The organism is Alteraurantiacibacter aestuarii, assembly GCF_039523595.1.
In the GTDB taxonomy this organism is placed as follows: domain Bacteria; phylum Pseudomonadota; class Alphaproteobacteria; order Sphingomonadales; family Sphingomonadaceae; genus Alteraurantiacibacter; species Alteraurantiacibacter aestuarii.
This window is the reverse complement of the sequence record NZ_BAAAFP010000001.1, coordinates 39,519-57,438: the sequence shown is the minus strand read 5'-3', so window position 1 is coordinate 57,438 and position 17,920 is coordinate 39,519. Positions and strand designations below refer to the sequence as shown.

The 17,920-nt window shown below is 62.1% G+C and carries 9 protein-coding genes; 3 read left to right on the top strand and 6 right to left on the bottom strand.

Features of this window, described 5'->3' with window-relative positions; all coding sequences use genetic code 11:
- Nucleotides 1-175: 175 nt before the first annotated feature.
- Together ABDZ98_RS00235 and ABDZ98_RS00230 are read left to right on the top strand one after the other, a co-directional pair.
- Entirely contained in the window at nucleotides 176-1,087 is a 912-nt protein-coding gene (locus ABDZ98_RS00235) for a LysR family transcriptional regulator (RefSeq protein WP_237437446.1), read from the top strand.
- Nucleotides 1,088-1,188: 101 nt separating this feature from the next.
- Nucleotides 1,189-1,932: an energy transducer TonB family protein gene (locus ABDZ98_RS00230; protein ID WP_160590955.1), complete on the top strand. Its 744-nt coding sequence runs from the start codon at nucleotides 1,189-1,191 to the stop codon at nucleotides 1,930-1,932.
- A gap of 13 nt (nucleotides 1,933-1,945) precedes the next feature.
- Here the strand turns inward: ABDZ98_RS00230 and ABDZ98_RS00225 are convergent, their stop codons facing one another.
- From ABDZ98_RS00225 to ABDZ98_RS00200, 6 genes are all read right to left on the bottom strand, one after another.
- Nucleotides 1,946-2,998, bottom strand: a complete 1,053-nt coding sequence (locus ABDZ98_RS00225) for a cytochrome-c peroxidase (RefSeq protein WP_237437447.1) — start codon at nucleotides 2,996-2,998, stop codon at nucleotides 1,946-1,948.
- A gap of 65 nt (nucleotides 2,999-3,063) precedes the next feature.
- Nucleotides 3,064-5,610 carry a TonB-dependent receptor plug domain-containing protein gene (locus tag ABDZ98_RS00220; protein WP_160590957.1) on the bottom strand — a complete coding sequence of 849 codons (2,547 nt, stop codon included), beginning with the start codon at nucleotides 5,608-5,610 and terminating at the stop codon, nucleotides 3,064-3,066.
- Between the two features lie 297 nt (nucleotides 5,611-5,907).
- Nucleotides 5,908-6,807, bottom strand: a complete 900-nt coding sequence (locus ABDZ98_RS00215; protein ID WP_160590959.1) for a transglutaminase family protein — start codon at nucleotides 6,805-6,807, stop codon at nucleotides 5,908-5,910.
- Entirely contained in the window at nucleotides 6,804-9,296 is a 2,493-nt protein-coding gene (locus ABDZ98_RS00210) for a circularly permuted type 2 ATP-grasp protein (protein ID WP_160590961.1), read from the bottom strand. Before ABDZ98_RS00210 ends, ABDZ98_RS00215 begins: the two co-directional genes overlap by 4 nt.
- A 5-nt stretch (nucleotides 9,297-9,301) precedes the next feature.
- Complete coding sequence (locus ABDZ98_RS00205; protein WP_160590963.1) at nucleotides 9,302-12,676, bottom strand: transglutaminase family protein; 3,375 nt, start codon at nucleotides 12,674-12,676, stop codon at nucleotides 9,302-9,304.
- A gap of 107 nt (nucleotides 12,677-12,783) precedes the next feature.
- Nucleotides 12,784-14,304: a tryptophan halogenase family protein gene (locus ABDZ98_RS00200; protein WP_160590965.1), complete on the bottom strand. Its 1,521-nt coding sequence runs from the start codon at nucleotides 14,302-14,304 to the stop codon at nucleotides 12,784-12,786.
- A 282-nt stretch (nucleotides 14,305-14,586) separates the two neighbouring features.
- Here ABDZ98_RS00200 and ABDZ98_RS00195 point away from each other — a divergent pair, with 282 nt between their 5' ends.
- Complete coding sequence (locus tag ABDZ98_RS00195; RefSeq protein ID WP_160591143.1) at nucleotides 14,587-17,898, top strand: TonB-dependent receptor; 3,312 nt, start codon at nucleotides 14,587-14,589, stop codon at nucleotides 17,896-17,898.
- Nucleotides 17,899-17,920 lie beyond the last annotated feature (22 nt).

Below are 17,920 nucleotides of genomic sequence, written 5' to 3'. Positions count from 1 at the left end.
CATCAGCGATCGAAGCGGGTTGAGGGATACGGGACATTGAAAGGTTCCTTTCTGGTTGGCGGCTGGGGATCGGCCGGTGCAGGCTAGATAGTAGGTTGCGAAATCATGAAGTATCCCTGATGATTGGAAACAACCCTTCCGGTTTATGGAATATTGAATGGATCGATTTGAAGCCATGAGATCGCTTGTCGCGTCAGTCGACGGCGGCAGCCTGTCCGCAGCATCCCGGTCATTGGGCGTGCCACTGCCCACGGTGAGCCGGCGCGTGTCAGACCTTGAGGCTCACCTTGGTGCGCAGCTTGTCGTGCGCACCAGTCGCAAGCTTATACTGACCGATGTGGGCCACGCCTTCGTGGCCACTTGCCGGCGTGTGCTGGACGAACTCGATCAGGCCGAGCGCGCTGCCACGGGTGAATACCGCACGCCGCGCGGAGACCTGCTGATCACGGCGCCAGTCATGTTCGGGAGGCTGCACGTTGAGCCTGTCGTGCTCGACTTTCTCAATGACTTTGCCGAAATCAACGTGCGCTTGAGACTTGCGGATTACATTGTCGATCTGGTTGAAAACCAGGTGGATCTGGCCATCCGGATTGGCCAGTTGCCTGATAGCAGCCTGGTCGCAACCAGGCTGGGTGCCGTGCGCTGGATCACCTGTGCCAGTCCCGCCTACCTCGCCGAACGTGGAATCCCGCAGAGCCTTGCTGATCTGGACCAGCATGATTGCATCTCCTTCGACAGGCTCTACTCCACGGACAGCTGGACCTTTCAAAAGGGCACTGAGATCGTTGCTGTGCCCTTCAGCCCGCGCTTTGCTGTCAACACTGCAACCGGCGCGCTCGATGCCGCACTTGCAGGGGCAGGTATTGCCCGCGTCCTGTCCTATCAGGCGGCCGGCGCAATTGCCGATGGGCGGCTGGTTCCCGTGATGGAGGATTATCAACTTGAGCCGCTACCGGTGCACCTGGTGCATGCCGGTCAGACCATTGTGCCCCTGAAGCTCAGAGCCTTTACCGATTTTGCCATACCTCGGCTGAAGTCCGGCCTGAGGGCTGTTGAACAGACGCTCGACCACAAGGGGCTGGCCTGAAATCCTGTCCGCATCTATTGCGAATAGTTGTCAATAGCGATAATTGCTGTCATCACTCCCCTTCGTTTGTCAGATTGAGATGCGGGAGTTGAAGAGGCGCGATGTATCTTTCGCAATTGTCGATTGCCGAACGCTATCTTTCGGCCTCGCTGGCGGCATCGATTCCGGCGCTGCTGACGATTGCCTTTGCTCTGGCACTCAGGCCTGCGGGCGTTGTCGGCACACAGAGCGCCACGCTCACCACCTTTTCGATTACCGCCCCGGTTCCCGCTTCGCAGACTGAGGCACCGCCGCATGCTGACAAGCCAAAGCCAGCCAGAGGCGCGGCTGCGGATGGGCAGGCGGCCCCGCTCGCGGTGCATCTGCCAGAGCCTGTACCGACACCTTTTGCCATTCCACTCAGCCGGTTACCGGCCGTCAGCCTGGCCATTTCCCCGGCCCCAACGCAATCGGCGCGCGATATCCCCGCAGCCGATGCGGGCGTTCCTTCGGCATCGCCAGCCTCCGGCGAGGGGCAGGGCAATGCCCGTGGCGGCACGTCCGGCACCGCCGGGCAAGATGCTGTGGATGCCTATGCGCAGGCGGTGTTGCGCAAGATTCGCGCGAAGCAGGTCTATCCAAGCTGGCTGTCACGCCGTGGCCGCAGCGGCACAGTCCTGGTTGAGATCCGTATCGACGGCAGGGGCCATCTGGCGGGAATGACGGTGATCGACGGATCGCAAGAGGCGGATATTGACGAGCTGGCACTCAGCCATATCCGCGCGGCAGGACCATTCGGCATGCCGCCCGGCCATGCGCAGCGTATCTTTCGGATTCCGATGACCTATCGCCAGCGCCCCGCCTGACTGGCCCGCCAGCCTAGAGTGTATTGAGGAAGGCGACGAGCGCGGCGCGTTCCCCGGCGGTGAGATCGAGATCCTTCAGCAGCGGATCGGGCAGAGGCGGCGGAGCATCGGTGGTCTCGCTCTGCACCGTGCGATCGCGCCCACCTCCGCCGGCATAGGTGGCCACCACACCGCGCAGATGCGGGAATATCCCGTTATGCATGTAAGGATCGCTGCGGCTGACGCCGCGCAACGAAGGTGTGCGGAAATATCCCACATCGGCCGGATCGCCGGTAACCGCATAGCGACCGACATCCTCCAGCGTGCGGCCATAGAAGCTGATGCCCAGATTGTGGAACCTGCCATCAGTCAGGTAGGTGCCGCTGTGACAATTGGCGCAGCGCGCCCGGGTGCGAAACAGGTGCAATCCCAGCAGCTCGTCGTCCGCCAGAACCTCTGTTCCATCGCGGAAAACGCGGTCCCACTTGCTCGACCGCGGGCGCAGGGTCCGCTCAAAATCGGCCAGCGCCAGGGCAATATCGCCTATGGCGATCCGGGGGGTGCCATAGGCAGCGGCAAACTCCTGGCGATAGTCTTCGCGCGTGTTGATCCATGCCTCTATCTGCGCCGGGTCCGCCGCCATCTCAATCGGATTGATGATCGGCTCGATTGCCTGCGCTTCCAGTGAGGGGCTGCGCCCATCCCAGAACAGGCTGTCCATCTGCGACGCGGCATAAAGGCTCAACGCATTGCGCTGGCCGCGCTGCCGATCATGACCGATCGACGTCTTGATCCCGTCTGAAAAGCCAAGCTCAACATTATGGCAAGATGCACAGGCGAGCTGGCCGGAACCTGAAAGATGCCGTTCCTCGAACAGCCGCGCACCAAGCTGCGCGCGCAATGCGGCATTGCCTTCCAGCGCCACACGCGGCGGCAGCGGGCCGAATTCGCTGAACACCGCGCCCTCGTCAACCTGCGCCGCCGGCCAGCTCTCGACAGGGCCGGCATAGGCCTGCCGCAACTGGGCAATCCGCCCCGCCGGTTCCTCCCGCTGCGTGGCCGCGACAACGAAAATCAGCGCGGCCAAGGCCAGGGCAATCCGGCCAGTCCTTGCGAGCGGAAAGCCCATGTCGGTCTTCCGGTCCCCGCGCATCAGAAGTTGTACCTCAGCCCCAGCCAAGCCTGACGGCCATACTGATAGGGATAGCTGATGCTGACATGCTCCTTTGACGGGATGCGGTTCAGCATGTTCTCCAGCCGCAGGTCAGCCGTCAGGCTGCCAAACTGGCTGCGGATCACCTCGACCTGGACGTTCAGGTTCACATCGAAATTGTCGCGATAGCGGACATCGTCATAGACATCGTAACGCACACCATCGACCGTCTGATTGACCGTCGTATCTTCAATCTGGTCAAAGCCGGTGCGGTAGCGGAAGTTGAGATTGGTGGTCACGCGGTCGTCCAGCCACAAGGCCGTCCATGTCGCGTTGGCGATGAAGGGCGCGGCATAGTCCAGTCGGCGGTTCATCTGCTTGATTTCGAGTCCGGAGATGAGATCGCCATGATAAAGGAAGATGTCCTCCCCGAATTCCTCATCATCCGATGTCTCGAAGTAGTCGGCATTATTGCTTCTGGTGGTGCTGTAATTCATGTTCAGCGCCAGTGAGTGGCGGGTCCCCAGACTGCGCAGCCATTCGAGGGAGATACCCTTGTAAGTGCTCCTGCCGTCATTGGTGATTGTGTAGGAACGATAGAGGCTGGTGCCGGTCGCTGTATCCACCGTCACCAGCTCGGAGGGGGAACTGGCGAATTCGTCCTTGCCCCGGCGATAGATGCCTTTCAGCCGCACCTGTCCGCCCAGCACGGTGCCGGTCAGCGCTGCGGTCAGCTCGTCCGAATAGGGCGTGTCGAGATCGGCCTGTCCGTAGCTGGCGGGCTGGGTCTCGCGATAGAGCGTCCAGTCGCTGTCGGCAAAGACCACATCATTGCCGACAACGGTGCCCTCGCGCCGGTACAGGATCGTGCGCGGATAGGCCTCGCGAATGGCATAGGCGAGCATGCTCTTGCCATAATACCGGTTCGCGCCGGCAGTCAGGACCCAGCCTTCCAGCGGCAGGTTCCAGCTTGCGGCAAGGCGCGGCGCGAAATCGTGATTGCCGAGGAAGCTTTCGTAGTCATAACGCAAGCCGCCGCGCAGGTCGAACGCCCCGGCGCTCAGACTATACTCGGCCCAGGCAAACAGCTTATCCAGCCCGACGGCGACATCATACTGCTTGCCGAAATTATACTGGCCAAGCGCATATTCGCCATCCGCGCAGGTGTTGGCAGTGGTGTCCTGACAGATGATCGTTCCGGTAACGCCATAACTGCCCGGCAGGTCCGCCACCGTATCACCGCGTGAGTAGGAGTACTGGTCTTCCGGCCGGCTGCGAAAGGCATCGACACGCTCATAGCCAAAGCCGCCGCGCAATGTTCCCGCACCGATCTGGCTGGAGGCGTTGAAGCTGAGCGCGTAATTGTCCTGCGTCTGGTCCAGATTGCCATTGCCGCCCAATGAGCAGGTGGAACTGCTGCAGACGCCGCCGAAGGTCGTGTTGGACGGGATGGAATAGCCTGGCGTGGATGATTCCCGGCCGCTGTTGGAATGGGTGTAGGCTGCGACAACTTCCCAGTTCAGATCGCCCCTGTTCGCCAGCTCGATCTCGCCAGTGAAGCCACCACCCTTGGTCAGGACATCAAGACCAAGCGCATTGTTTCGCGAATTCATCGTTTCATACGGTGAATAGGCGGCCTTGGCGCGCAGCGTCATGTCATCCGACAGATCGGCAACGATGCTGGCCAGGTAATTGTCGCTGGTGCTGCTCTCGGTGTAGCTGCCGCCGCCGTAATTCGGGTGGCGGTAACTGGTCACCTCGGCAATCTTGCGTCCTGCGGCGAGCAGGATCGCCACGTCTTGGGACAGCGGCATATCCACGCTGCCGCCAAAGCGCCATTGGTGGAACTGCGGCGAGACCGGCAATGGATCGTCGCCAAAGGCCGCCAGCGTGGCATCGGATACGTTGAAACCGGTGATGCCGTCACCGGTGTAAAAACCGTAGGCTTCGGCAGCGAGATAGCGCCGGGGCGTGCGCGTGGTGATTTCCAGCGCGCCGCCGGTGAAGCTGCCATATTCGGCCGATATGTTGGAATCGCGCAGGATGATCTCGCCGATCAGGCTGGAATCAAGCCAGATTGTCTGCGCCGAATTTCCGGCAGGTTCGTTGGCATTGTAGACGTTGTCATTGGTGATATCGAGCCGGCTGTTCACGTCCATGCCGTCTATCGTGATCAGGTTCTCATAAATCCGCCCGCCTGAAATCGAGATGTTCGCCGGACGCAGATCAATGATGTCATCGGGTGAGGCCAGGCCCTCTTCGCGCGTGAACTGGACGGTCGGCAGGATCTTGAGCAGCTGGTTCACATCGCCCGAGCCGGGGGTGCGGTCCTCGATCTCATCCTCGCCGATTATCGACGTGCCTGAATCCACACCCGTATCGTCCGCGCCCGAATTGATGGTGTAGCTTTCGCCGACACCGTCCCCCTCGGCAATGATCTCCGGAAGCGTGACGGCCTGCACGTCCTGCGCCTGAACTGCTGGCGCAAGCAGCAGGCCCTGGCTGGCGACAAGGGCAAGAATGGATGTGTGGGATCTGGTGAACATGAATACCTCCGGTTGGCGCGACGGGCCGGCAGGTAACAATGCACAACAGCTAATGCAAGCGATTCGCATTAGCATAAAATGACCTAGTCCTGGCTCAATGGCCCTTGCGGGATCGGCAGGCTGAAGGGGAGATTGCGCCAATGCGGGCGCTACGCAGAGGTAACACCGGGAAAAGCGTGCCAGGTCGGGCCGCAATGCAGGGCGATTACCTGCGAGTGGGTGGAGTTGCCTTCAATCCCGGCAAAACGGCATCATGCCAGCGCCGCCGCCGGTGAAGTGATCCGCGCTTTCGGAACGTCAATCGATGGACGTAACGGACGATTCGATCGGCAGCACGTCCACGGAAACCTGCAGGGTCTGGCCGGCGTTGCCGTGAAACACCCCGTCCACCGGCGCGACATCAGCATAATCGCGGCCCATCGCCACGATGATATGATCGCCGCCGACCACCAGATCATTGGTCGGGTCAAAGCCGACCCAGCCCAGTTCCTCTCCGCACCAGATGTTGACCCAGGCGTGCATCGCATCGCAGCCCACCAGACGCTCGCGGCCCGGTGGCGGGATGGTTCGCAGATAGCCGCTGACATAGCCTGCCGGAATGCCGTGGGACCGCAGCGCCGCGATCATGATGTGGGCGAAATCCTGGCATACGCCGCGCCGCTGGCGGAATGCCTCCTTCGGCGGAGTCTCCGTCTTGGTGGCATCGCTGTCATAGGAAAACTGCGAGTAGATGGCGTGCATCAGCAGCTTGCCCGCCTGCAGCACGCTGTCCGCCGGGTTCAGGAAGGAATGCGCCCAGTCACCGATCTCCGCATCGATCTTCACAATCGGGGAATTGAACAGATAGAGCGCAGGCCCGGATTCCGACAGATCGCGGCTGCGCCAGCCCGCGCGGCGGATCTCAGCCACGCTGGGGCAGGGCACGGTCAGATCCAGCACCCGCGGCGCAACCTCGATCGAGAAGGCGCTCTCAATCCGCAGCGAGGAAATCGGCTCGCTCAGAAGCAGGCGACTGGAATTGACGACGTAAGGCCCATGCGCGCTGACCACGGAATTGGCGTGGGGCGTAACGGTGAGGCGATAGTCGAACAGGCGCTGGCCCGCCCAGGCGGTGGGTTCCAGCCGAACGTTGAAGCGGGCCAGCCGCACCAGTGCGGCATAGCGGATATCGGTCACATGCAGGACGCGGAAAATCATCCCAGCAGACTGCCCTGCGTGTTGCGATCAGGCCGCTCCACTTGCAGGAAATAGCGCTGCGAGAGCGCTTCCGACAGAGACAGCAGGCGCACTTCAACTTCCTGCACGGCCTCTTCAGTCACGCCCGCAGCCTCAAGGCTGAGGAGATCGGCCAGCATGGCGCGGGTTTCGCGCAGTGGCCGTTCCGGCACGCCATCCTCCACCAGCAGCGGCAGATTGGCGAGGTGCTCCTCAATATGGTTCAGCTGAAACAGCAGCGAGCGCGGATTGTTCGGGTCCAGCAGTACCAGATCGATAACCGGCACCTGCATCGGCCCGGTAAGATAGCGCGTGCGATAGACGATCTGGCTGTCACACAGATCCAGCAGCGCGCCCAGATCATCCACCCTGCTGTCCCCGAAGGCGAACTGGCGGGTCAGGCGGCAGCAATTGAGCGCGCGTTCAAGCCGCCTGCCAAGCTCCAGAAAGCGCCATGCAGGGCTTCGCACCATGTTCTCGGCAGTAAGACCAGAAAGCGTGCTCAGCCGTTCAATCAGCATGTTCGATGCGTTGAGCAGCGATTCGGAGTGATCCGCGTCGAACGAAGGCACTGGCCGATTGGCAACGCGCCAGAAATCGGTCGACATGCGATCGCGCAGTCCGCGACCGATCTCGCGCGTCCGACCGATCAGCGCGGCAACCCCGCCCGGCGATCCTTTTTCTGCGAATGCGCTGCCGCAAATCCTGATGACCGGAGACCTGGCCTGCTCTGCCTTGATCGCGCCCCACTGGACGAGGATATCGACCAGCCTTGCGATGGTGTCGGGGCCTCTGCCCGCGCCGCCATCCACATCGATCGGGCTGCCGGCCAGGCTGCGGATGACGCGGACGGTCATCTCCGCGCGCTCGGCATAGCGGCTGAACCAGAACAGATTGTCTGCCGCCTGACTGGCCAGAATGCCGCCGCTGCGCAGGATCGGCGGGGATTCGCCGGCACCCAGCAGGCTTTCCTGCTGGATCGGAACATCATCGACAACGCACACATCAGCGGACAGGTCTCCATCGCCCATCAATGACGTGCGCAGATCACCAGATGATGACAGCCGGGCAAAGCCGCCGGGCATCACCTGCCAGTTGCCGTCTCCATCGCGGGCGACAAAGGCACGCAGCGTGAAGGGGCGGGGGACGAACTGGTCATCGACCAGCACCGGGCTGGTGGAAAGGTGGACGATCTCCTGCCCGCAATAATCAATCGGGCGCAGTTGCATGGCGGCCAGCAACGTGTCCTTCTCCGCCTCGCTGAACTGCGCACCGGCGCGCGTCCGGCCTGCCGGAAGGCCTTTGACATGGCCTCCGAAGGCGGAACTGATCACCAGATCCTCGAACCGCGCCTTGACCGTGCTGGCCTCGGTCTCCTGCCCGCACCACCATGTGGCGACATTGGGCAGCTTGAGCGGCGATCCCAGCAGCTTGGTTGCCAGCCGGGGCATGAAGGCGGAGAATGCATGCGATTCGACCACGCCGACACCGGGCCAGTTGGCCACCGTCAGCCCGCCATTCGACCACGCCTGAAACAGGTCGGGAATGCCGATCTGCGAATGGGAATCGAAAGCCAGCGGATCGATTTGCCGGGCGTTGATCCAGCGCCAGATGGCATCGATGCGCTTTGGCCCGGCAATGGTGCGCACGAACAGCTGATCGCTGATGACCGTCAGGTCCCGCCCTTCGACCAGCGGCAGGCCCAGATAACGCGCCAGATGCGCCTGTTCGGGATAGCTCTGGTTGTAAGGCCCGGCGGTCAGCAGGGCGATGCGCGGTTCATCTCGGTGGTTGTCAGCAGCAATCCCGCGCCGCAGATCGCCATAGAAACCGGCATGCCTGCGGGTGTTGATATCCGACAATAGCGAACCGGTGCTGCGCGACAGGGCGAGCCGGTTTTCCAGCGCATAGCCGATCCCGGTGGCAAAGCGCGTGCGGTCTGCCAGCACCCGCCATTCGCCATTGGGGCCGCGTGCCAGATCGGCGGCGTAAACGTGCAGGTAATGGCCGCCGCTGGGCTTGATGCCCACCATCTTGGGGACGAACTGCGAACTGCCCGAGATCACGGCGGCGGGCAGATGGCCTTCTGCCACCAGCCTTTGCGGCCCGTAGATATCGGCCACGATGCTTTCCAGCAGGCTGGCGCGCTGGATCAAACCCTGGGCGACCTGATCCCATTCTTCCGTACCAATCAGCAAGGGCATGGGGCTGAGCGGCCAGGGACGCTCATCCTCATCGCCGATCAGGCGGAAGGTGAGGCCCAGTTCCTGGCTTTCACGCGCCACCTGTTCCTGAATATTGCCGTGCGCCCCTTGTGAAAGCGACAGCAGGCGACGTGCAGTGGTTTCCCATTTGGCCGCGACGTTGGGCTGGGCGCCTGCATAAAGATCGCCGCGCTGCGAACTGGGCGCATAGGCGCCAAGGGCATTGTCAGGGGTGGGATCACCCCTTGTCACGGCAGTTTTTTCCATTGCGCTTATGATCCGGCACGCGCCGGGCGTCGCAGGTCAAGAGTCATGGGAAATTCTCCAGGCAATTCTTCGGGCGGCATGGCAACGGTTCCGGGGGAATGGCCATGATCCTGAAACCGCGCCTTGCGCCGCGATTCAGCTTCATAGCTGTTGACCGGGACATCATCATACGACCGCCCGCCCGGATGTGCCACATGATAGACGCATCCGCCCAGCGACCGCCCGTTCCAGCTGTCGAGAATGTCGAACGTCAGCGGGGCGTGCGCCTTCATCGTGGGATGCAGGCAATTGGCCGTGGCCCATGCCTTGTAACGCACCCCGCCAACGCCTTCACCCGGCACGCCGGTGGCCGTCATCGGCACCCGCCGTCCGTTGCAGGCGATGATGTGGCGACCGGGGGTGAGGCCCTTGGCCCGCACCTGCAAGCGCTCTGTCGAACTGTCGACATAGCGCACCGTGCCGCCGATCGCGCCGGTCTCGCCCAGCACGTTCCACGGTTCCAGCGCGTGGCTGATTTCCAGCGTGACGCCGCCGCCTTCCACTTCGCCGTGGACCGGGAAGCGGAACTGGCGCTGCGCTTCGAACCAGTTGGGATCGAAGTCGTATCCGGCCCCGCGCAGGTCCTCCAGCACGGTCATGAAATCCGCCCATACCGGGTGCGGCAACAGGAAACGATCGTGCAGCGCCGTGCCCCAGCGCACCAGTCCGCCATCCTGCGGCTCACGCCAGAACCATGCTGTCAGCGCCCGCAGCAGCAATTGCTGCGCCAGCGACATCTGCGGGTCTGGCGGCATCTCGAACCCGCGGAATTCGACCAGTCCCAGCCGCCCGGTCGGGCCGTCTGGCGAAAACAGCTTGTCGATGCAGATTTCGGTGCGGTGGGTATTGCCGGTCACGTCCACCAGCAGGTTGCGGAACAGCCGGTCGACCAGCCACGGGCGCTGATCCTCCTCATCGCGCGAGGGGACCTGCGCCAGGGCGATTTCCAGCTCATAGATACTGTCATGGCGCGCCTCGTCGATGCGCGGGGCCTGGCTGGTCGGGCCGATGAACATTCCCGAAAACAGATAGCTGAGCGAGGGATGGCGCTGCCAGTAGAGGACAAAGCTCTTGAGCAGGTCGGCCCGGCGGATGAACGGCGAATCCAGCAGGCTTGGTCCACCCAGCACCAGATGGTTGCCACCGCCCGTCCCGATGGACCGCCCGTCCACCATGAACTTGTCGGCGGTCAGCCCGCACTCGCGCGCGGCGGTATAAAGCGTTTCGGTAATGAACACCGCTTCATCCCAGCTGGCCGCTGGCTGGACGTTCACCTCGATCACGCCGGGATCGGGGGTGATCTTCATCACCCGCAGGCGCGGATCGGGCGGCGGCGGATAGCCTTCGATGCGCACCGGCATGCGCTGCGCCTCGGCCACAGCTTCGATGCGGGCGACGATTTCCAGATAGTCTTCCAGCGCCTCCACCGGCGGGATGAACACTGACAGGTGATCGCCGCGCGGCTCTATCGTCAGCGCGGTGCGGACCGCGCCTTCGATGATCTTCTGTTCCGAACGCTCCTGCTGGTCATCGCCGCCACTGGCCACGCGCTCCTTGCGTTGTGCCGGTGCGGGCCTTGCTTCGGGGGCAGCGTCGGCATGTTCGACACCCTGCACCCGGTAATCGGCCAGCGGCTCACGCGGTTCGGCGGTGTCGCGCGGGTGGATATAGGGATAGTCGGACGGCGGCACATAGGGCAGCGATCCCAGCGGCAGGCGGTATCCCAGCGCGCTGTCTCCCGGCACTGCGAACAGCGCGCCGCGCCGCACTTTCCACTTTTCGCTCTTCCAGCGGGATTGGCGCGAGGGTTCACTGTTCCAGCGCTGGATCGGCAGCACATAGCCAACCGGCCTGGACAGTCCGCGCTGGAACGTGCGCATGATGCGGCTGCGTTCCTCCGGATCGTCGATCTTGGGATCGTCCGGGCTGGTGTTATCGGGCAGCTGGGCTTCCTTGACGATCCAGCTGGCGGCGTCTTCGAACACCGGATTGATGAAGTCCTGATCCAGCCCGAAACCGTCGGCGACTTCCTGCAGGAACGGCAGCGCGCCTTCCTGGATCGCTTCATCCTGCTTGCGTGCAGCCTCGCCCTCGATCGGTTCACCCGCAATCAGGCTGGGATCGCGCCACACCGGCACGCCATCGGCGCGCCAGTACAGCGAATAGCCCCAGCGCGGCAGGCTCTCTCCGGGATACCATTTGCCCTGTCCGTGATGCAGCAGTGCAGTGGGCGCAAATTGCTGGCGCAGCTTGCGGATCAGCCGGTCGGCATAGGCCGCCTTGGTCGGGCCCACGGCATCGGCATTCCATTCCGGCGCTTCGAAATCATCGTCGGCAATGAAGGTCGGCTCACCACCTGTGGTCAGGCGAACGTCCTGCGCCACAAGATCGGCATCGACCTGCTGGCCCAGTTCCAGCAGCGCCTGCCAGCGCGCCGGGGTAAACGGCTTGGTGATGCGCACGGCCTCGGCAATGCGGGCAATGCTCATCTCGAAGTGGAAATCGACCTCGGCCGGCTCTGCCGCGCCGCTGATGGGGGCGGCGGTGTTGAAATGGGGCGTGGCGGCCAGCGGGATATGCCCTTCGCCGGCAAACAGCCCCGATGTCGCATCAAGCCCGACCCAGCCGGCACCGGGAAGATAGATCTCTGTCCAGGCATGCAGATCGGTGAAGTCTTCTTCCGGCCCCCTGGGACCTTCGACAGCCTCCACATCGGCCTTCATCTGGATCAGATAGCCGGAGACGAAGCGCGCGGCATAGCCCAGCCGGCGCAATATCTGGATTTGCAGCCAGGCGCTGTCCCGGCACGATCCGGTGCCCAGGCTCAGCGTTTCTTCGGGTGACTGCACGCCCGGCTCCATGCGGATGACATAGCCAATGCGGTTGGCCAGTTCCTGGTTCAGCGTGACCAGGAAATCGATCGTGCGACCTTTCCAGCCGGAGAACTGCGCCACCAGCGCATCAAACAGCGGCCCGTGCTGCTCGGCCCCGAAATAGGCCGAAAGATCCTCACTCAGCGAGGGATCGTAGGAGAACGGCACGCTTTCGGCATAGGGATCGATGAAGAAGTCCAGCGGGTTGATTACCGCCAGTTCGGCCAGCAGATCCACCTCCACGGTGAAGTGGTCGACAGGCTCCGGAAAGACGATCCGCGCCTGCCAGTTGCCGTGCGGGTCCTGCTGCCAGTTGAGGAAATGGTTGGGCGGACTGATCTTGAGCGAATAATTGGGCACAGCGGTGCGGCTGTGCGGCGCGGGCCTGAGGCGCACGACCTGCGGCCCCAATCGGATCGGACGGTTGTAGCGATAGCGGGTGAGGTGATGCAGGGCTGCTTTGATCATGGAGCAGTAGTCCAGCCATTTGTGTTGCGGCGCAACAGAAATCGCAGGTTCCCGCTCCGGGGCATTGATCTCTCCGACATATCAAGAGTTCAGATCAAGAACCCGGATCATAGAGGCGGCGCAGGGCAGTACTTCTGCAGATACTGGGCGTGGCTGGGCATGTGTTTGACAAGGTGGGCGATCGACCGTTCGATCTCGTCAAATTCGTGCTTCAGGTCTGGACCGGCCATTGCGTCGGCTATGGGATTGTGTCCGGCCATGGCGATACCCTGCCCCATCATCACCGCAGCCCAGCTGGTTTCGGTGAACAGCTCGTCATCCTCCCTGAAGATCAGCCCGTTCGACCGGAACAGCTGCATCTTTTCCGTCAGGCTGGGGGGCACATCCATCGTCCGGCAGTAATTCCAGAATTCGGAATCGTCGCGCGATGTGGCCTTGTAATGCAGGATCAGGAAATCGCGGATGCCGTTATATTCCTTGCCCGTTAGGCGGTTGAAGGCATCCTCCTGCGCCTGCGTGATGCCGTCCAGCGACAGGACTGCCACTAGCTTGTTGATCCCGGTGTTGATGAGGTGGATGGACGTGGATTCGAGCGGCTCCATGAATCCTGCCGACAGACCCAGCGCGACGACATTCTTGTTCCAGAACTTCTTCCTGCGGCCGGTGACGAAGCGCAGGAAGTTCGGCTCTGCACCCGGCTTGCCGTCCAGATTGTTCACCAGGATGTCATGCGCTTCATCGTCGCCCATGAACTCGCTGCAATAGACATGGCCGTTGCCGTTGCGATGCTGCAACGGCACGCGCCACTGCCAGCCGGCGGAATGGGCGGTGGCCCTTGTATAGGGCGCGGGCGGGCTGCCGTCTTCGCGCATGCAGGGCAAGGCCACGGCGCGATTGCAGGGCAGGTAATGGGACCAGTCTTCATATCCGGTCTTGAGCGCCTGTTCGATCAGCAGGCCGCGAAAGCCGGAGCAATCGATGAACAGGTCGCCCGAAACAGCCTGCCCGTCATCCATCGTGACACTGGTGACAAAGCCGGTTTCGCCGTCCAGTGTCACATCGCAGACCTTGCCTTCGCGCCGGATGATGCCGCGATCCTCGGCATAGGACCGCAGGAAGCGGGCATAGCGCGTGGCGTCGAGATGATAGGCGTAGTTCATCGGCGGAAGGTCATCGCGCTGATAATCCTGTGTGCGTGCGAACTTGCCGAAATGGGCGGCCATGGTTTCCAGGTTGAACGCCTGGATCGGGCGTCTGTCCCCATCCTGGCGGAAACGGTGCCACACCTGATGGAACGAAATGCCGCCCATCTCATAGCCATAATTGCCGAACGGATGGATGTAGCTGTCGCCCTGCTTGCCCCAGTTGACGAACTGGATGCCCACCTTGAACGTGCCTTGCGTTGCGGCGAGCATCTCCCGCTCGTCAATTTCAAGCAGCTGATTGAAACCGACGAATGGCGGAATGGTCGCCTCGCCAACGCCCACCGTGCCGATCTGTTCGGATTCGATCAGGACGATATCGATGTTGTGACCATTCTTCAGTCGCGAAAGGGCCGCGGCCGCCATCCATCCCGCCGTCCCGCCGCCAACGATTACAATTCGTTCGATTGCCTTTGGTGCGGTCATCTATCCATTTCCCATTCGTTGTCAGCATCAACTTCATGCCACGAAGCTGCGGACAAATCGCGCCCGTAAATCAGCCTGCTTCGCGTATGGTGTTACCATATTGCGACAATCAGATAGCATCGCGGGCAAAATTTGTGAACGTTCATTTTGATGGTTGTGAACGCTCACAATTGCCGCTAACCAGACTGCAATCAAAAGGTCAAATCACGTATTTTCGACTTGGAAAGCGCGAATCGATAACGCGCCAGGTCATGAGAGGGGATAATCACCGTGCGCAAGTCCATGATCCATAACCTGTCGGCCAATCGCGTTCGCGCGCTTGGAACCGCGTCCACCATTGCCCTCAGCTTCGTGCTCGCCGGAAATGCGGCCGCGCAGGAAGTCGGCGATGCGCAGGCTGATGCAACCGAGGTTGCCGCGCCCGAAGCGGCACCAGATGACGGTGATCTTATCGTCGTTACCGGCTACCGCGCCGCGCTGGAAAGCGCGCAGGGCATCAAGCGTAATGCGGATACTTTTGTCGATGTCATTTCAGCTGAAGACATAGGCGCCTTGCCTGATCGCTCTGTCGCCGAGGCGTTGCAGCGCGTACCGGGCGTCAACATCGGCCGTTTCGAGAAGACCACCGATCCTGACCGTTTCTCGGTCGAGGGCACGGGCGTCATCATTCGCGGCCTGCCCTTCGTTCGCTCCGAACTGAACGGCCGTGACATCTTCTCCGCCACCGGTGGCCGCGTGCTCAGCTTCAACGACGTGTCGCCCGAACTGCTGGGCCGCGTGGAAGTGTTCAAGAACGTCACGGCGGACATGATCGACGGCGGCATTGCCGGCACGGTCAACCTGGTGACCCGCAGGCCGCTGGACAATGCCGGCCTGAATATCGCCGGCACGATAGAGGCAACCGTGGGCGATCTGGCAGACAAATGGTCGCCCGGCTTCTCCGTGCTTGCGTCCAACACCTGGGAAACCGGAGCGGGCTCCTTCGGCCTGCAGTTCGGCTATGCCCAGTCGGAACTGATCAGCCGCACTGACGCCTCGCAGATCACCGATCCGTGCTATCGCTCCGGCCTGACCGGCGACGATGGCTGTATCCGCGCGCTGACCGTGATCGACGGCGGTTTCGATGGCGATCCGCAGTTTGATGCGAGCAACTTCCCGCCCTCTGGCTCATTGGTTGTGCCCAAGGGTGCCGGTGTCCGCACGACCGAGCTGGAGCGTGACCGCCAGGCCTATTCGGGCGTGGCCCAGTGGGAAAGCAACGATGGCCGCTTCCTGGCAACGGTGGAATATCTGCGCGCTGAAACGCAGTTCTTCACTGACGAAAACGCGATACTGGCGCAGGTCAACAATGATGGCGAGACGCCTGAGCAAGCTCCGGGCAGCACCTGGACGTTCGACGAAAACGGGATATTCCAGACCGGCGTCCTGACGCTGAGCAACTTTGGCGGCTATGCCAGCCCGTTCGGCGGCATTCGCACCGAGACGGTGCGCTTCCAGCGCGCCACCAAGGCCAACACGGAAGACGTGTCGCTCGATCTCGACTTCGAGGCGACCGATCGCCTGCGCTTCAACTTCGAAGCCCAGCACATCAGTTCCAACCTGTCGCGCGATTCCATCATCGGCGCGATGAATACCTGGGCCGATATTGCCCTGGATACCTCGCGCGGAACTCCGCAGGTGCAGTTCCTCAAGCCCACCGGCGCTCCGGACGATTATTTCACCAGCGGCGATTATTCCTATTACTGGTTCGTGCTCGACAGCGCCGAGCAGAATGACGGCCAGCTCGACAGCCTGCGCTTCGATGCGGAATATGACCTGAGCGACGATGGTTTCTTCAAGGCGGCACGCTTCGGCGCGCGCTGGTCGGACCGCACGCGCACGACGCGCAACACCGATTTCAGCACCTGGGGCAACCTGTCCGCGCCTTGGGCTGGCCGCGCCGGCTGCGCCCCGTGGGGCCAGACCTCGACCGGTGCGGATTGTACGTTCGAGCCTGGCCGACTCTATACCGGCCTGGACGGACAGGAATTCGCCACGGGTGGCGGTGCCTTCACCGACGACTTCCCCAACTACTCGCAGACCCGCAATCCGTTTGCCGACGGCTTCCAGCGCGGCACTTCTCCCGCACCAATCGCGGACAATTCGGCATGGTTCTTCGGCGGTGACGATCTGCTGGGCGAATATCTGGCCGGTGATACACTTGCACAGGCGCAGGAAATCAACGCCTTCTCGGTTACGCCCAACCCCTTCTTCGGGGTGCAGGGTCGCCAGTTCACCAATGCCGTGAGCGGCGAAACGGTGGCCTGCGATCCCTTCTGCCCGTCCGAGATCTCCGACGTTACCGAAGTGACCAATGCCGCCTATGGCCGGATCGATTTTGGCCATGATTTCGACAGCGGCATGACGCTGGAGGGCAATTTCGGCATGCGCTATGTCAGGACCAAGGTGAAAACCGGCGGCCTGATCGGCTTCCCCAACCCGTTCTTCTTTGACAGCGGACCGGGCGGCGATGGCGATGGCGTGGTGCAGGTCTCTGAAATCCAGCAAGCCTGTACACTGCCTGCCCCTGGCGGCGCGGCGCGCGGCTATTGCGAGCTTTCGCCTGAGCGTCTGGCCGAATTTGCCGCTGCGCACACGGGCGAAATCCTGGTGGATGATCGCAACATCACCTTCGAACACTGGCTGCCAAGCTTCAATGCCAAGCTCGACGTGGGCGGTGGCCTGCTGTTCCGTGCTGCGGTTTCCAAGAACATCGCCCGCCCGGATCTGCAACTGTTCCGCGCTGGCGGCGGACTTGGTGACAACACCAATGATCTGCTGGCTGGCGGTACGCTGGAAACCGGGCCGCTGTTCCAGCTGTCCACCGGCAACCGCAATCTTCGTCCGGTCGAATCGTGGAACTATGACATCTCGGCCGAATGGTACTTCGATGCCCTGGGTTCGCTGACCTTTTCCGCCTTCCTCAAGGACATCAGCGGATTTGTGAACACGGGTGCCACCCTGGTGAACTATACCAGCGACAGCGGCGTGTCCCTGGATGTGGAGGTCAACGGACCGGCCAATGATCAGGGCGGCAAGCTGACCGGCTTTGAAATGACCTATCAGCAGACCTATGACTTCCTGCCGGGACTGCTCAGCGGGCTGGGTTCGCAGTTCACCTATACCTATGTCGATGGCGGCAACTTCTCACCGGCCAATCTCGACAGCGATACCGGCGGCACGCTGGGCGGGGGCACATTCGTCTCGCTCCAGCCGCTGGCCGGAATTTCCGAGCATACTTTCAATGCGACGATCTTCTACGAGAAGGGACCGCTGTCTGCCCGTGCTGCCTATAACTGGCGGTCGGACTTCCTGATTACGCCGCGTGATGACATCTGGCCTTATTCGCCGATCTGGCAGGAATCGACCGGCCAGCTCGATGCCTCGATCTTCTATGAGGTGTCGGAAGGCATCAAGGTCGGCGTTCAGGGTGTGAACCTGCTCGATGCCGTCACCCGCACTTCGCAGGTCATTGATTTTGACGGGACGCGCGTGACGCGTTCGGCATTCCGCAATGACCGCCGCTTCACCTTCCTCGCGCGCTTCGCTCTCTGACGAAGCTCTCTCCCCCGGGGTT

Bases quoted from the DNA above. Each gene is read 5' to 3' on its own strand.
- ABDZ98_RS00235 (WP_237437446.1), top strand. From the start codon at position 176: ATGAGATCGCTTGTCGCGTCAGTCGACGGCGGCAGCCTGTCCGCAGCA.
- ABDZ98_RS00230 (WP_160590955.1), top strand. From the start codon at position 1,189: ATGTATCTTTCGCAATTGTCGATTGCCGAACGCTATCTTTCGGCCTCG.
- ABDZ98_RS00220 (WP_160590957.1), bottom strand. From the start codon at position 5,610: ATGTTCACCAGATCCCACACATCCATTCTTGCCCTTGTCGCCAGCCAG.
- ABDZ98_RS00215 (WP_160590959.1), bottom strand. From the start codon at position 6,807: ATGATTTTCCGCGTCCTGCATGTGACCGATATCCGCTATGCCGCACTG.
- ABDZ98_RS00210 (WP_160590961.1), bottom strand. From the start codon at position 9,296: ATGGAAAAAACTGCCGTGACAAGGGGTGATCCCACCCCTGACAATGCC.
- ABDZ98_RS00205 (WP_160590963.1), bottom strand. From the start codon at position 12,676: ATGATCAAAGCAGCCCTGCATCACCTCACCCGCTATCGCTACAACCGT.
- ABDZ98_RS00200 (WP_160590965.1), bottom strand. From the start codon at position 14,304: ATGACCGCACCAAAGGCAATCGAACGAATTGTAATCGTTGGCGGCGGG.
- ABDZ98_RS00195 (WP_160591143.1), top strand. From the start codon at position 14,587: ATGATCCATAACCTGTCGGCCAATCGCGTTCGCGCGCTTGGAACCGCG.